We start from the raw sequence: 13,927 nt of genomic DNA on the forward strand, positions 1-13,927 counted from the left end.
TCATGGCGCGAATCAAAATCTGTGGCATAACCCGTATTGAGGACGCTCTGGCAGCTGCTGAGGCAGGTGCCGATGCGATTGGGCTGGTGTTTTACCCGGCCAGTCCCCGAGCGGTCAATGCCGAGCAGGCGGCAGCCATAGTCGCGGCCTTGCCGCCCTTTGTGACCACTGTTGGTCTGTTCGTCGATGCCACAGCTGAGGAGATCAGAGCTGTTCTCTTTCAGGTTCCGCTGGATATGCTGCAATTTCACGGCAACGAGCCGGAGTCCTTCTGCTTGCAATTTCATCGGCCTTATCTCAAGGCCTTGCGAGTGCAGTCTGGCGACGATCTGAATGCGCTGGCAAAGGGCTGGCCGAGCGCTGCGGGAATCCTGCTGGACAGTTTCAAGCCTGGCGTTCCTGGCGGCACCGGAGAGGCCTTTGACTGGTCGTTGATTCCGCGTGAGCGCAGTTGGCCCTTGATCCTGGCGGGTGGCCTGGAGACCGATAACGTGGTCTCGGCCATTCGTCTTTCTCAACCCTGGGCGGTCGATGTCAGTGGTGGCGTTGAGAAGGCCAAGGGCATCAAGGACCGGGACAGAATCAATTCTTTTATTCATGAGGTGAAGCGTGTCTGACTCAACTCCGACTGACTTTTCAGCGGTTCCCGATCAGCGTGGCCATTTTGGCCCCTATGGTGGCCGCTTTGTTTCAGAAACCCTGATGGATGCGCTTGAGGAGCTGGAGGCGTTGTATACGCGCCTGTCTGCTGATCCCGAATTCCAGGCCGAGTTTGACCACGATCTGGCGCACTATGTAGGTCGGCCTTCGCCCCTGTATCTGGCTGAGCGTCTGACCGCCAAGGTGGGCGGCGCCCAGATCTGGCTTAAGCGCGAAGATCTGAACCACACCGGCGCGCACAAGGTTAACAACACCATTGGGCAGGCCCTGCTGGCCAAACATATGGGTAAGCCACGGGTTATCGCTGAAACGGGTGCCGGTCAGCATGGAGTAGCTACCGCCACTGTGGCTGCGCGTCTGGGGCTGAAGTGCCAGGTTTATATGGGGGCCGAGGACGTCAAGCGCCAGTCCCTGAATGTCTACCGCATGAAGTTGCTGGGCGCTGAAGTCATTCCCGTGACCTCAGGATCGAAAACCCTCAAGGACGCAATGAACGAGGCGATGCGCGACTGGGTAACCAATATTGACGATACTTTTTACATTATTGGTACCGTGGCCGGGCCGCATCCTTACCCAAAGCTGGTCCGCGATTTTCAGTGCGTTATCGGCCGTGAGGCACGTGCCCAGTCTCTGGCGCAGTTTGGGCGTTTGCCAGATGCGCTGGTAGCCTGTGTGGGTGGTGGCTCCAATGCCATCGGCCTGTTTCATCCTTTCCTTGAAGATGCTTCAGTGGCCATGTATGGCGTCGAAGCCGGTGGTTTGGGGATCAGCACGGGTCAACATGCGGCGCCGCTTGCGGCTGGTCGTCCCGGCGTATTGCACGGCAATCGAACCTATCTGATGGAAGATGATGCCGGTCAGATTATCGAGACCCACTCGGTGTCTGCCGGTCTCGACTATCCCGGTGTAGGCCCTGAGCACAGCTGGCTTAAAGACGTGGGACGAGTCAATTATGTCGACGCTACCGACCACGAAGCCCTGGCGGCGTTTCGTGAGCTGACTCAGGTAGAGGGCATCATGCCTGCACTGGAGTCCAGCCACGCTGTGGCTTACGCCATGAAATTGGCTGCTAGCATGCGTGCTGACCAGCATATTGTGGTCAACCTGTCTGGTCGTGGTGATAAGGATATTCATACCGTGGCCGGCATTGACGGCATCAGTATCTGAACGAGAGCACTATGAGCCGAATCAAATCCTGTTTTGACAACCTCAAGCGTGATGGTCGCAAGGCCCTTATTCCCTATGTAACGGCCGGTGACCCGGATCCGCAGATGACCCTGCCATTGATGCATGATCTGGTGGCAGCCGGGGCCGACGTGATCGAGCTGGGCATTCCCTTCTCTGATCCCATGGCCGATGGTCCGGTGATTCAGCAGGCGATGGAGCGGGCCTTGCTGCACCATGTCAGCCTGACCCAGGTGCTGGGTATGGTGAAAACCTTCCGCGAGACCAATCAGACTACCCCCGTGGTGCTCATGGGGTATCTGAATCCGGTCGAGCGCATGGGCTATGAAGCCTTCGCCGATGCGGCGTTGGACGCTGGCGTTGATGGGGTATTGACGGTTGATTTGCCGCCTGAAGAAGCCGACGAGATCACAGGCCTGTTTCAGGCGCGTGGGCTGGACACCATTTTCCTGCTGTCTCCCACGACCACGCTGGATCGCGCTGCAAAAATCTGTAGTCGGGCCAGTGGTTATGTCTATTATGTTTCACTCAAGGGTGTGACCGGGTCCAGTGCACTGGACGTCAGTGATGTAGCTGTTAAATTGGACAGGCTGCGCACTATCACCGATTTGCCCATAGGTGTGGGTTTTGGTATTCGTGATGGGGCTACGGCCGCAGCGGTTGCCACGGTGGCAGATGGCGTAGTTGTCGGCTCGGTGCTGGTCAATCAGATTGCCAGCCATACGGCACAGCCGGAGGCGGCACGCAGTGCAATTGGCAATATCATCCGTGAGATGCGCTCGGCAATGGATCGTTGAGCAGCAATTCCCTTAGGTAAAGCAGACAACGAAAGAAGGATTGGCGATGAGCAACTGGCTGGTGGACAAACTGATACCCTCCATTGTGCGTTCGGAAACGCAGAAGAGCAGTGTGCCCGAAGGGTTGTGGCGCAAATGCCCATCCTGCGACGCCGTGCTGTATCGCCCGGAGCTGGAAAAGAACCTGGATATCTGCCCCAAGTGCAACCACCACCTGCGCATCAATGCCCGCCGTCGACTGGATATCTTCCTCGACAAGGAAGGCCGCACCGAGGTGGCAGCCGAGCTGGAACCGGTGGATCGTTTGAAGTTTCGCGACAGCAAGAAGTACAAGGACAGGTTGAGTGCTGCTCAGAAAGATACCGGTGAAAAGGATGCATTGGTGGTTATGCAGGGGCGCCTGAAAGGTAACCCGATCGTTGCCAGCGCCTTCGAATTCAATTTCATGGGTGGGTCCATGGGTAGTGTGGTCGGCGCGCGTTTCGTCAGGGGCGCCGAGATTGCCCTGCGTGAGCGTATTCCCTATGTGTGCTTTGCGGCCTCGGGCGGTGCGCGCATGCAGGAAGCCCTGTTCTCGCTGATGCAAATGGCCAAGACAAGTGCCGCTTTGGCCAAGATGAAGGAGGAGGGCATTCCGTTCATCTCGGTCATGACCGATCCAGTCTACGGCGGTGTGTCAGCCAGCCTGGCCATGCTGGGTGATCTGAACGTTGCCGAGCCGAATGCGCTGATCGGCTTTGCCGGTCCACGGGTGATTGAGCAAACCGTGCGTGAAAAGCTGCCGCCGGGCTTCCAGCGCAGTGAGTTTCTGCTTGAGCACGGTGCCTTGGACATGATTGTGGCGCGCAGTGAAATGCGTGATCGACTGGCGAGTATTCTGACCATGCTGACCCGTCAGCCTGCGCCAGCCAATACCGATGAAGACGAGGCTGCCATCGGCAGTATCTGATGGCTGAAGTCGATCTGGCGGGTTGGCTGGCCCGCCTGGAGGCCCTGCATCCCAGTGAAATCGATATGGGGCTTGAGCGCGTCGCGCGGGTTGCCCGTGCTCTGGGCATAAGCAAACCCGCGCCATTGGTCTTCACCGTTACCGGTACCAATGGCAAAGGCTCTACCTGTGCTGCTCTCGAGCAACTCCTGTCAGCAGCTGGCCAGCGGACGGGGCTCTACAGCTCACCACATCTGCTGCGCTATAACGAACGCGTCCGTATCAATGGCCATGAGGTCAGCGATGCCCAGCTCTGTAACGCCTTTGAGCAGATCGATGCGGCCCGCGGCGATACTTCACTGACTTATTTTGAATTTGGCACACTGGCGGCCCTGCTGTTGTTTGTGCAGTCGGATCTGGATGCGGTGGTACTCGAAGTGGGTCTGGGTGGGCGCCTTGATGCGGTCAATATCATTGATGCCGATATCGCCGTGGTGACCAGTATTGGCCTTGATCACCAGGCTTTTTTGGGGAATACCCGTGAATCCGTCGGCTATGAAAAGGCTGGGATCATGCGTTCTGGCCGTCCTGTGGTGCTCAGTGAGACGGACATCCCCACCAGCTTCAATGCAGAGATGCAGCGTTTGGGCGTGAAGCCGGTTGTGCGTAAACGTGACTATGGCTGGCAGTTCTGTGATCAGCAGGGGGGATGGCATGCCTTTGTTCGTCAAGCTTCGGGTGAAATCCTTGAAACAGAACCCTTGCCAGCGGTCACACTGCCGCGCGACAACCTGGTCAGTGCCTTGCAGGCATTCTGCCTGGCCGGACTGAGCCTGGATCATGATCAGACCGTTGCGGCATTGACCCAGGTACAGGTGGCCGGGCGCTTGCAGTCGGTTGAGGTTGTCTGGCAGGGGCGCAAGCGGCATTTGCTCCTGGATGTTGGCCATAATCCCCATGCGGCGCGCTATCTGGCTGAGACACTGCAACAACGTCCCCTGCGCAGACAGGCGGTTTTCGGTTTGCTTGCTGACAAGGATCTGAATGGCGTGATCGCACCTTTTGCCGGGCTTTTTCAGGGCTGGTCTGTGGCTCCGCTGCCGAACAGCCGCAGCCTGGCTGCAGATCAGTTAAAACAGGCATTGCAAAGCCGAAACGAGCCAGTCACAGCGTACCCCTCGATTGCCGCGGCCATTGAGCAAGCCTTGTCCGCCGAGCCCGCAGCAGAGGAAATTGTCATCTTTGGGTCGTTTTTCTGCGTCGCTGAGGCCATACTCTGGATCACACATTTGCGTGGAATCTGAGCAATGGATGAGAAACTCAAGCAACGTCTGATAGGTGCCCTGGTGTTGGTGATAGCCGCGGTGGTGTTTTTGCCCATGTTGCTGTCAGGTCAGGATGAAACCGTGCGCATCGAAGTGGATGTCCCGGCGCCACCGGTCATGGATAACGCAGAGATACCCGTAGCGGCGCCAATTGAGCTGCCTGATCCAGAGCCTGTAGCAGAGATCCCATCACCGGCTGATATGCAGGAGTCGGCAGTAACTTCCCCGCCAGTAGTTCAGCCAGCCGAACCAGTGACGCCGCCAACCACAACCTCATTACCGGCTGCGACCCCGGCAGGGGACTGGGTTGTGCAATTGGGCAGTTTCTCTGCCGCCGCCAATGCCCAAGGCCTCAAGGAGACATTGCTGGCTCAGGGCTACAACGCCTACACGCTGAATGCCCGAATCGATGGCAAGGACATTGTGCGTGTCTATGTCGGTCCACTGGTCGATCGTGCCGGTGCAACCCGGGTACGAGACGAGTTGGCGCGACGACACACTATCCAGGGCATAGTAGTGGCCTACGATGCCAGTTCCGGCAAACGATAGCTGTTCCGGTTGGCTTGGTGGCTCTGCTAGAATAGCGGCCTTTCATCTGTCGGGTGCCTGCTCGTGAGTTTAACCATGGTTGATTGGGCCATTATTGCCATCATTGCCCTGTCTGCAGTAATCAGTCTGGCGCGTGGCTTTGTCAAGGAAGCCCTGTCCCTCCTGACCTGGATTGTGGCGGGCCTGGTGGCCTGGATGTTCGGTGGCGCGCTGGCCGAGTATCTGACACCCTACATAGACACGCCCTCGGTCAGAATCATTGCAGCCTGCACCATTCTCTTCCTTGTCACGCTGGTGATCGGTGGGTTGATCAATTACCTCATCAGTCAACTGGTGCGTGCGACCGGCCTGAGTGGCACAGACAGGTTTCTTGGCATGATCTTTGGTGCTGCCCGGGGCGCCTTGCTGATCATTGTTGCCGTTGGCTTGCTCAGTCTGGTACCCGTTGAGGGCGATAACTGGTGGCGCGAGTCTGAACTGATACCGCATTTTCTGCTGGTGGCCGACTGGTCGAAGAACATGATTCTCGAACCGGCGGTGCACTGATTCTTGTACGTTGATTTATACGTACAGCATTCATTCGACGATAAAGGTATTTAGGCATGTGTGGCATTGTTGGCATAGTGGGCAAGTCGAACGTCAATCAGGCGCTCTATGACGCCCTGACAGTCCTGCAGCATCGCGGCCAGGACGCCGCCGGCATTGTGACCAGTGACCATGGACGACTATATCTGCGCAAGGACAACGGCCTTGTGCGTGATGTATTCCATCAGCGCCATATGCAGCGACTGATTGGCAATATGGGCATTGGCCATGTGCGCTACCCGACGGCGGGCTCGTCCAGTTCTGCCGAGGCGCAGCCCTTTTATGTCAACTCACCCTATGGCATTACCCTGGCCCACAATGGCAATCTGACCAATGTTGAACAACTGTCGCGGGAGATCTACGAGTCTGATCTGCGCCACGTCAACACCAACTCCGACTCCGAAGTTCTGCTGAACGTGTTTGCCCATGAACTGGCCCGTGGCGGCAAATTGCAGCCAACCCATGAGGACATCTTTGACGCCGTCAGTGCCGTCCATAAGCGCTGTACAGGTGGTTATGCGGCCATTGCCATGATTACCGGATACGGCATCGTCGGTTTCCGCGATCCGCATGCCATACGGCCGATTGTGTTTGGCAAGCGCACCACCGAGCTGGGTGTTGAATACATGATCGCCTCCGAAAGCGTCTCCCTCGATGTGCTCGGTTTTGACCTGATACGTGACCTGGAGCCGGGTGAGGCGGTTTACGTCACTGACAAGGGTGAGCTTTACACCCGCCAGTGTTCGGAGAATCCCCAGTATTCGCCTTGTATCTTTGAGCATGTGTATCTGGCCCGGCCTGATTCCATGATTGATAACGTGCTGGTCTACAAGGCGCGCTTGCGCATGGGCGAAAAACTGGCGGAAAAGATTCTCCGTGAGCGGCCCGAGCATGAGATCGATGTGGTTATTCCGATCCCCGATACCAGCCGGACCTCGGCGGTGGAGTTGGCAAACCATCTTGGCGTGAAATTCCGCGAAGGCTTTGTAAAAAACCGCTATATCGGGCGCACCTTCATTATGCCCGGACAGGCAGCGCGGAAAAAATCCGTACGGCAAAAGCTCAACGCCATTGAGCTGGAGTTTCGCGGCAAGAATGTGTTGCTGGTAGACGACTCGATCGTACGCGGGACCACCTGTAAGCAGATCATTCAGATGGCCCGCGAGGCGGGTGCCAAGCAAGTGTTCTTCTGCTCTGCAGCACCCGCAGTACGCTACCCCAATGTGTATGGCATCGATATGCCCAGTGCCCATGAGTTGATTGCTCACAACCGTACTACCGATGAAGTGGCAGAGCTGATTGGTGCCGACTGGCTGATTTATCAGGACCTGCCGGATCTGATCGATGCCGTCAGTGAAGGCAACCCCAAGCTCACGCGTTTTGATTGCTCGGTGTTTGACGGCGACTATGTGACAGGTGACGTCAACGAGGCTTACCTGGGCAAGATCGAGCAGGCCCGTAACGATGCGGCCAAGGTAACCAGCAATCTTGGCAATGCGGTGATCGACCTGCATAACAATTGATGGCTGCGCGCCGCGATCGATAACCTTCGCGGCCCCGGAGATGAATAGATGAGTAAGGATTGGCAAGCAGGGCGTCTTGACAGTGACCTCGAGGGTGTCGGATTTGACACTCTGGCTGTACGTGCAGGCCAGCGCCGTGGTCCAGAAGCCGAGCACGGTGAGGCCCTGTTTCTGACCTCCAGTTATGTTTTTCGCAGTGCTGCGGATGCCGCTGCATGTTTTGCCGGTGAAGCCTCTGGCAACGTCTATTCGCGCTACATGAACCCCACAGTGCGTACCTTTGAAGAGCGCATGGCGGCTCTGGAAGGTGCTGAACAGGCGGTTGCTACCTCATCGGGCATGGCGGCAATTCTGGCTATGGTCATGAGCCTCTGCTCGGCAGGCGACCACATTCTGGTTTCGCGCAGTGTCTTTGGCGCTACCGTCAGTTTGTTTGACAAGTACTTCAAGCGCTTCGGCGTTGAAGTCGATTATGTCGTGCTCGCTGATCTGCATGCCTGGCGTGCAGCCTGTAAGTCCAATACGCGCCTGTTCTTTGTCGAGTCGCCCTCCAACCCGCTGGCTGAACTGGTGGATATTCAGGCACTGGCTGAGATTGCTCATACGCAGGGCGCTTTGCTCGCTGTCGATAACTGCTTTTGTACGCCTGCCTTGCAAAAACCCCTGGAAATGGGTGCGGATATCATCATCCATTCGGCGACCAAGTACATCGATGGTCAGGGTCGTTGCCTTGGCGGCGTAGTAGCGGGTCGGCGCGAGCATATGCAGGAGGTGGTGGGCTTTCTGCGCACTGCAGGGCCGACATTGAGTCCGTTCAATGCCTGGGTTTTCCTCAAAGGCCTCGAGACCCTGCGTTTACGTATGCAGGCACATTGTGCCAATGCCCAGGCAGTGGCTGAATGGTTGCAGGCTCAGCCGGGTATTCAGCATGTCTACTATGCCGGGTTGCCTAGTCACCCCCAGCATGCCTTGGCTCGACGCCAGCAGAAGGCGTTTGGCGCTGTCGTCAGTTTTGAGGTCAAGGGGGGCAGGGCAGAGGCCTGGCGCTTTATCGATGCAACTCGTTTGCTGTCGATAACCGCTAACCTGGGTGACAGCAAAAGCACCATCACGCACCCGGCAACCACAACCCATGGGCGCCTGACCGCGGAGACACGGACAACGGCTGGCATTCACGACAATCTGATTCGGGTAGCCGTGGGGCTTGAGGAACTGGATGATCTGCTGGCTGACCTCCAGCGGGGGCTGGATGCGCTATAAAGTGCGACCTTGTTCACGTTTAGGAGCAAAAGTTTTTTGCTCCAGGCGTGAAGTGTTTTAGTTTTTGTAGCGCCGCAGGGATGCGGAGCAGTTTGCAGCAGCAGTGCCCTGCTGTGCGGCGCTTAAATCAAACACAAGGAGCGTATCCTATGAAGAAGTTCTTTCTGGCATTGTGCCTGTCCCTCTCAACCCTGTTTGCACTGCCGGTTCTCGCTGAAGTTGGCGAGCAGTCCCTGGTCACTGTCAACATCAATGCTGCCAGCGCTGCAGAGATTGCCGAAGTGCTCAATGGTGTGGGCGAAAGCAAGGCCCAGGCTATCGTGCAATACCGCGATGAGCATGGTCCCTTTGAGTCAGTTGAAGACATCACCCAAGTAAGCGGCATCGGTGAGTCAACGCTGGCCAATAATGCCGAGCGTATCGTTCTCGAGTAAGCAACGGACCGAGCAGGCTTTTATCCGCTCAGGATTTGAGCCGGCTAACTGCATTACTCAGCTGGTGTGCCAGTGCTGCAAGCTGTTCGCTGGTACTGGCACTCAGCAAGGTCTTCTCCACGGTTTTTTCTGTCACGTCGCGAATTTGCACAATGCTCTCCGTAATGGCGTCGGCCGCTTGGCTCTGCTGCTCAATGGCGGAGGCTATTTCGCTGTTGCCATCACGGATCTGACTGACAGCAGCGGTAATGACGCCCAGTGATTGCCCTGCCTGATCGCTTTGGGCTACAGACTCGAGAGTCAGCGTCGAGCTGGCCTGCATATCCTTGACCGCATCGTCGGTGCCCCCCTGCAGGGCTTCAATCATTCGCTGAATTTCATCCGTTGAGCTCTGCACGCGCTGCGCGAGGGCACGGACTTCATCGGCAACAACAGCAAAACCGCGGCCTGACTCGCCAGCACGAGCGGCCTCAATGGCCGCATTGAGCGCCAACAGGTTGGTTTGTTCGGCAATCGAACGGATGACGCTTACTACACCGCTGATTTCATGGCTGTGGCCCTGCAGTTTCTGCATGTGCTCGGTACAGCGCTTGATGCTGCTGGCCAGTCCGGCAATAGTCTGACTGACCCGGCCAACCTGATCACGCCCCTCACGAGCAAGTTGATCAGCCTGGTGAGACTGGTCACGGGTGATTATGGTCGTTGCTGAAATATCCTGAACGGTTGCTCCCATCTGGTTGACGGCGGCTGCGACCATGTCCGTCTGGCCTTGTTGACTGATCATGCCATCACGTACCTGGTTCATCAGTCCGGCAAGGTCACCTGCACCTTGGTCAAGCTGTCCTGCCGCTGCGCGTACTGAGCTGACGACCTGCTGTTGAGCGCTTTGCATGGCATTGAACGCCCCGGCAATGGAACCAATTTCGTCGGTTGAGTCGACATTGGCGCGTAGTGTCAGATCACCGGTTTCCTGTACCTTGAGCATGACGTCGCGCAATACGATGATGTGCCGGGTGATGAACATGATCAGTAGCTGCGAGACAACCAATACGGCGCTCATCAGGATAAATACGGCAAGGGCGTAGAGTGGTGCGCGCTCAAACAGCAGAGGCATGAACGCCACACGCTCAACTCCAAGTATTCGGGTTTGTTCGCCTTGTTTGAGCGCCCACAGACCATGCAGGACGTCTTGTTGTGAAGCCTGTAGCTCGGTGTTGGAGACCCAGATGGGTTGGGATGGGCGGCTGCCCTCAATGCCCGCCAGGCGAGTTGCGTCAGGTAGCCACTGCAAACCTTTGACGCTGACATCATCGCCCAGATGCACAATCAACTCGCCAGCCAGTCTGGTGCGCTCCTGATGCAGGCTGTGCTGTTCGACCCACAGGGCCACCAGAACAAGCACCAGTGTGCTGACAAAGGCGACACTATTTACCGCCCAGAATTTGTACTTCAACGGCACGTGCTGAAGAAACGCCATACCAATTCCCAGAGTCAGATAATCTGTTACAAGCGTGAAAGTATAGAGCTGCTGGATTTATATCGGTTGATGCGCATCAATCTTGAGGCTTTCGCCTGTGAATCAGTTGTACAGATGCACGCCTGAGCAGGGGTTTCATGGGTTATACTTCTGCCCTTGCCATTGAAAGGTTGCCTATGACCGAGTTACTGCCCACGCCCTTGATGATCGACCGAAATGAGGACCTTGCATATTGGTGCAGTCGTTGGCAGACATTGCCCTTTGTCGCCGTGGATACCGAATTCGAGCGCACTGAAACCTATTATCCAATTGCTGGCTTGATCCAGGTCGGTGATGGTGAACAGGCCTTTCTGATCGATCCCCTGGCGATTACTGACTGGTCTCCCTTGGTCGCACTGTTGAGCAACCCTAATGTGGTCAAGGTGCTGCACGCCTGTGGTGAGGATATCGAGGTTTTTCTCAAGCTCTGTGGTGTGGCGCCTTTACCGCTATTTGATACCCAACTGGCGGCGGCTTATCTGGGTATGGATTTTTCAATGGGGTATTCACGGTTGGTCAAGACCCTGCTTGATATCGAGCTGTCGAATGAGGAAACCCGCTCGAACTGGTTGCAGCGCCCCCTGAGCGAAAACCAGGTCCGTTATGCCGCTGCTGATGCGCTGCACCTGGCTGAACTGTATAAGCTGCTGGCGCCCAGGATTGCTAACGCCGATCTTGAAGCATGGCTGCTTGAAGATACGGCAGAGTCGGTTGCTTCGGCCCAGCAGCGCGTTGATCCCGAGCTGGCCTGGACTAGCGTCAAACAGGCCTGGCGGCTCAAACCTCGTGAGCTCGCTGTGCTGAAAGTGTTGTCACGCTGGCGAGAAGAGCAGGCTGTGGCACGTGATCAGGCGCGTAACCGCCTGTTGCGTGAGAAAACCCTTGTGCCACTAGCACAGCGTCAGCCCGACAGTCTGCAGGCGCTGTCGCGTATCGAAGACATGCATCCGCGCACGGTGCGCCAGGATGGACAGGCGATACTCGAGCTGATTCGCCAGGGCCAGGCTGTTGCGGAGTCCGAGTGGCCAGCAGCGCTGCCGGATCCATTGCCGCTCGAGGCCAACAAGTTGCTCAAACGCTTGCGCAAGGTTGGCCAGCTGCATGCCGAGCGACTGGGTATGGCACCTGAACTGATGTTACGGAAAAAGATTCTCGAGGCCTTGGTGCGTACAGGCTATCCAGCTGGTCCCTATCATTTGCCGGATGAACTCAGCGGTTGGCGCCGTGAGCTGATGGGTGCCGAGTTGCTCGCCGCAGCCAATGATGTGGAGATGCCGGCATGAAGGTCATGTGTTCGATCTATCGGAGCAAACGCAAGGCTGGTATGTATCTCTATGTGCCTAGGAAAAAGGATCTGTCCGAGCTGCCTGAGGCATTGATGGGTTTTTTCGGCCAGCCGGAGCTGTCCATGGACCTTGTCTTAACCCCGGAGCGCAAGCTGGCCAGGGAAGATATCAATACCGTACTGCGCAACCTGCAGGAGCAAGGCTATCATCTGCAGATGCCACCCCAGGAAGAGGATTATCTGGTGCATTTGCCAGATGAACTACTGTACCGCAACGACCCTATTTGAACTGGGCACCGAATTGCCCTTTGCGCAGTGGCTCAAGCAGGTAGCTGAGGCCATTGTGATCCAGTGTTTGCATCAGTTCCAGCAGTCGGCCTGTTTCACCCTTGGGGAAACCTTCCCGAGCGAACCAGTTCAGATAATGGCCTGGAAGATCGGCAATCAGCCGGCCCTTGTACTTGCCGTAGGGCATGGTTCGTTCAAGCAGCAGATTAAGGTCTTGAGGGTCCAGCTTGGTCATGGGCTTTTGATTAATTGAACAGTATGCGGATCGCCATGCTACTGCCGGACGATCAGTATGCCCAGAAAAAAAGGAAGCAATATGTTAATGAAAGCACTGCGTATCGGTTTGGGTAATCTGTTCCTGTTTGTCGATTTCATTTCCCGCCCGCGCCCCCAGAAACGAAGTGCAGAAGCCCAGGCTGCGGTCGAACGAGCTGCGGCCAACCTGAGTTTGTATCAGTTCAGACTCTGCCCCTTTTGCATACGCGTGCGCCGCACTTTGCATCAACTCAACGTGCCCATGGTGCTGCGTGATGCCAAGAATAATGAGCGGGACAGGCAAACATTGATGGAGCAGGGCGGCAAGATTCAGGTGCCCTGTCTGCGTATTGACGAAGCTGACGAGGCCACCTGGCTCTACGATTCAAAGGCGATCAACGCCTATCTGCATGAGCGCTTTGCTGATATCTGAGCATATTCCCCAGGTTAATCTCAGTCACCGCGGTAAATACAGCCGCTGGTGCAGGTTTCGCGAATGGTAATCTGGCACAGCTCGGGTAACAGCGGCTTGAGTTCCTGCCAGATCCATTTGGCGAGCACTTCGCTGGTTGGATTTTCCAGTCCAGGAATATCATTAAGGTAATTGTGGTCAAGCCGATCGTAAATGGGTTTGAAAATCTGCTTGAGCTCGGAAAAATCCCGGATCCAGCCGGTATGCCGGTCGGGCTCGCCACTGATGTGAATGCTGACCTGAAAGGAGTGACCGTGCAGGCGTCCGCACTTGTGGTCTGCAGGTACGTTTGGCAGACGGTGCGCGGCTTCAAAGGTAAAGTCTTTGAAAATTTCCACTCAGGGTTCCTGGGCAATGAATTGGGGAGATGATTCTACCTCAAATTGCCTCGATATCATGCGCGGATTACCAGCCTTACTCCCTATTGCGGCTGGAGATTTGTTCGTTCAAGGTCCAGTAATCATAGAGGATGCCCAGTAGAAAAAGGCCGCCGGTAAAAAAGTACAAAATCGCGGTGATCCACTTGCCCATATACAATCTGTGTAGCCCAAAGATACCCAGGAAGGTCAGCAGTACCCACGTCAGGTTGAAATTGATACGACCGGCACGGAAGCGGATATCAGCCTCGCGATCCATGGCAGGAATGAGAAAAAGATCAATAATCCAGCCGATAAAGAACAGTCCAAGGGTGAAGAACCATATCGTCCCGGTAACGGGTTTGCCGTAATAAAAACGGTGCGCGCCCATAAAACCGAAAATCCACAGCAGATAACCGATTGCTTTACTGTGCGTATCTGAATAGGCCATGGTGTGCTCTCCGGTCAGGTTGAGGACTGTGCGATACTTCAGACAATGGCTGAAACTC

Annotated in this window: 17 protein-coding genes; 13 read left to right on the forward strand and 4 right to left on the reverse strand. The window is 56.2% G+C overall.

Annotation, left to right across the window (positions count from 1 at the left end; genetic code table 11):
- The first annotated feature begins 2 nt into the window (after positions 1-2).
- From AC27HQ_RS11940 to AC27HQ_RS11985, 10 genes are all read left to right on the forward strand, one after another.
- Complete coding sequence (locus tag AC27HQ_RS11940) at positions 3-617, forward strand: phosphoribosylanthranilate isomerase (protein ID WP_487156397.1); 615 nt, start codon at positions 3-5, stop codon at positions 615-617.
- Positions 610-1,827: a tryptophan synthase subunit beta gene (gene trpB / locus AC27HQ_RS11945; protein WP_487156398.1), complete on the forward strand. Its 1,218-nt coding sequence runs from the start codon at positions 610-612 to the stop codon at positions 1,825-1,827. The genes AC27HQ_RS11940 and trpB overlap by 8 nt, the downstream gene beginning before the upstream one ends.
- Before the next feature lie 11 nt (positions 1,828-1,838).
- Positions 1,839-2,642, forward strand: a complete 804-nt coding sequence (trpA, locus tag AC27HQ_RS11950) for a tryptophan synthase subunit alpha (protein WP_487156399.1) — start codon at positions 1,839-1,841, stop codon at positions 2,640-2,642.
- Between the two features lie 46 nt (positions 2,643-2,688).
- Positions 2,689-3,591: an acetyl-CoA carboxylase, carboxyltransferase subunit beta gene (gene accD / locus AC27HQ_RS11955; RefSeq protein WP_487156400.1), complete on the forward strand. Its 903-nt coding sequence runs from the start codon at positions 2,689-2,691 to the stop codon at positions 3,589-3,591.
- Positions 3,591-4,874, forward strand: a complete 1,284-nt coding sequence (gene folC, locus AC27HQ_RS11960; RefSeq protein ID WP_487156401.1) for a bifunctional tetrahydrofolate synthase/dihydrofolate synthase — start codon at positions 3,591-3,593, stop codon at positions 4,872-4,874. The genes accD and folC overlap by 1 nt, the downstream gene beginning before the upstream one ends.
- 3 nt (positions 4,875-4,877) lie before the next feature.
- Positions 4,878-5,444 (forward strand): SPOR domain-containing protein, encoded by a 567-nt coding sequence (locus tag AC27HQ_RS11965; protein ID WP_487156402.1) that lies wholly within the window; start codon positions 4,878-4,880, stop codon positions 5,442-5,444.
- 63 nt (positions 5,445-5,507) lie between these two features.
- The gene (locus tag AC27HQ_RS11970; RefSeq protein WP_487156403.1) at positions 5,508-5,990 is read left to right on the forward strand and encodes a CvpA family protein; all 483 of its coding nucleotides are present in this window, start codon (positions 5,508-5,510) and stop codon (positions 5,988-5,990) included.
- 56 nt (positions 5,991-6,046) lie between these two features.
- Entirely contained in the window at positions 6,047-7,552 is a 1,506-nt protein-coding gene (gene purF / locus AC27HQ_RS11975) for an amidophosphoribosyltransferase (protein ID WP_487156404.1), read from the forward strand.
- Between the two features lie 48 nt (positions 7,553-7,600).
- Positions 7,601-8,812, forward strand: a complete 1,212-nt coding sequence (locus AC27HQ_RS11980) for an O-succinylhomoserine sulfhydrylase (RefSeq protein ID WP_487156405.1) — start codon at positions 7,601-7,603, stop codon at positions 8,810-8,812.
- Positions 8,813-8,961: 149 nt separating this feature from the next.
- Entirely contained in the window at positions 8,962-9,246 is a 285-nt protein-coding gene (locus tag AC27HQ_RS11985) for a ComEA family DNA-binding protein (RefSeq protein ID WP_487156406.1), read from the forward strand.
- A gap of 28 nt (positions 9,247-9,274) precedes the next feature.
- On the opposite strand, the gene AC27HQ_RS11990 is transcribed toward AC27HQ_RS11985, so the two are convergent.
- Positions 9,275-10,723, reverse strand: coding sequence for a methyl-accepting chemotaxis protein (locus AC27HQ_RS11990; protein WP_487156407.1), 1,449 nt, complete (start codon positions 10,721-10,723; stop codon positions 9,275-9,277).
- 176 nt (positions 10,724-10,899) lie between these two features.
- On the opposite strand from AC27HQ_RS11990, the gene rnd reads away from it, so the two are divergent.
- Positions 10,900-12,045, forward strand: coding sequence for a ribonuclease D (gene rnd, locus AC27HQ_RS11995; RefSeq protein ID WP_487156408.1), 1,146 nt, complete (start codon positions 10,900-10,902; stop codon positions 12,043-12,045).
- Positions 12,042-12,335, forward strand: a complete 294-nt coding sequence (locus AC27HQ_RS12000) for a YcgL domain-containing protein (protein ID WP_487156409.1) — start codon at positions 12,042-12,044, stop codon at positions 12,333-12,335. Before rnd ends, AC27HQ_RS12000 begins: the two co-directional genes overlap by 4 nt.
- On the opposite strand, the gene AC27HQ_RS12005 is transcribed toward AC27HQ_RS12000, so the two are convergent.
- Positions 12,328-12,570, reverse strand: coding sequence for a DUF3820 family protein (locus tag AC27HQ_RS12005; RefSeq protein WP_487156410.1), 243 nt, complete (start codon positions 12,568-12,570; stop codon positions 12,328-12,330). The genes AC27HQ_RS12000 and AC27HQ_RS12005 overlap by 8 nt on opposite strands.
- An 81-nt stretch (positions 12,571-12,651) precedes the next feature.
- On the opposite strand from AC27HQ_RS12005, the gene AC27HQ_RS12010 reads away from it, so the two are divergent.
- Positions 12,652-13,023, forward strand: coding sequence for a glutaredoxin family protein (locus AC27HQ_RS12010; RefSeq protein WP_487156411.1), 372 nt, complete (start codon positions 12,652-12,654; stop codon positions 13,021-13,023).
- Between the two features lie 20 nt (positions 13,024-13,043).
- On the opposite strand, the gene queD is transcribed toward AC27HQ_RS12010, so the two are convergent.
- Entirely contained in the window at positions 13,044-13,400 is a 357-nt protein-coding gene (gene queD / locus AC27HQ_RS12015) for a 6-carboxytetrahydropterin synthase QueD (RefSeq protein WP_487156412.1), read from the reverse strand.
- A 76-nt stretch (positions 13,401-13,476) separates the two neighbouring features.
- Positions 13,477-13,869, reverse strand: coding sequence for an NINE protein (locus AC27HQ_RS12020; RefSeq protein ID WP_487156505.1), 393 nt, complete (start codon positions 13,867-13,869; stop codon positions 13,477-13,479).
- Positions 13,870-13,927 lie beyond the last annotated feature (58 nt).

The sequence above is a fragment of the Halopseudomonas sp. 4NH20-0008 genome, assembly GCF_057548395.1.

Excerpts from the sequence above, each read along its gene's own strand:
- AC27HQ_RS11940 (WP_487156397.1), top strand. The coding sequence starts at position 3 with ATGGCGCGAATCAAAATCTGTGGCATAACCCGTATTGAGGACGCTCTG.
- trpA (WP_487156399.1), top strand. The coding sequence starts at position 1,839 with ATGAGCCGAATCAAATCCTGTTTTGACAACCTCAAGCGTGATGGTCGC.
- accD (WP_487156400.1), top strand. The coding sequence starts at position 2,689 with ATGAGCAACTGGCTGGTGGACAAACTGATACCCTCCATTGTGCGTTCG.
- folC (WP_487156401.1), top strand. The coding sequence starts at position 3,591 with ATGGCTGAAGTCGATCTGGCGGGTTGGCTGGCCCGCCTGGAGGCCCTG.
- AC27HQ_RS11965 (WP_487156402.1), top strand. The coding sequence starts at position 4,878 with ATGGATGAGAAACTCAAGCAACGTCTGATAGGTGCCCTGGTGTTGGTG.
- purF (WP_487156404.1), top strand. The coding sequence starts at position 6,047 with ATGTGTGGCATTGTTGGCATAGTGGGCAAGTCGAACGTCAATCAGGCG.
- AC27HQ_RS11980 (WP_487156405.1), top strand. The coding sequence starts at position 7,601 with ATGAGTAAGGATTGGCAAGCAGGGCGTCTTGACAGTGACCTCGAGGGT.
- AC27HQ_RS11985 (WP_487156406.1), top strand. The coding sequence starts at position 8,962 with ATGAAGAAGTTCTTTCTGGCATTGTGCCTGTCCCTCTCAACCCTGTTT.
- AC27HQ_RS11990 (WP_487156407.1), bottom strand. The coding sequence starts at position 10,723 with ATGGCGTTTCTTCAGCACGTGCCGTTGAAGTACAAATTCTGGGCGGTA.
- rnd (WP_487156408.1), top strand. The coding sequence starts at position 10,900 with ATGACCGAGTTACTGCCCACGCCCTTGATGATCGACCGAAATGAGGAC.
- AC27HQ_RS12000 (WP_487156409.1), top strand. The coding sequence starts at position 12,042 with ATGAAGGTCATGTGTTCGATCTATCGGAGCAAACGCAAGGCTGGTATG.
- AC27HQ_RS12005 (WP_487156410.1), bottom strand. The coding sequence starts at position 12,570 with ATGACCAAGCTGGACCCTCAAGACCTTAATCTGCTGCTTGAACGAACC.
- AC27HQ_RS12010 (WP_487156411.1), top strand. The coding sequence starts at position 12,652 with ATGTTAATGAAAGCACTGCGTATCGGTTTGGGTAATCTGTTCCTGTTT.
- AC27HQ_RS12020 (WP_487156505.1), bottom strand. The coding sequence starts at position 13,869 with ATGGCCTATTCAGATACGCACAGTAAAGCAATCGGTTATCTGCTGTGG.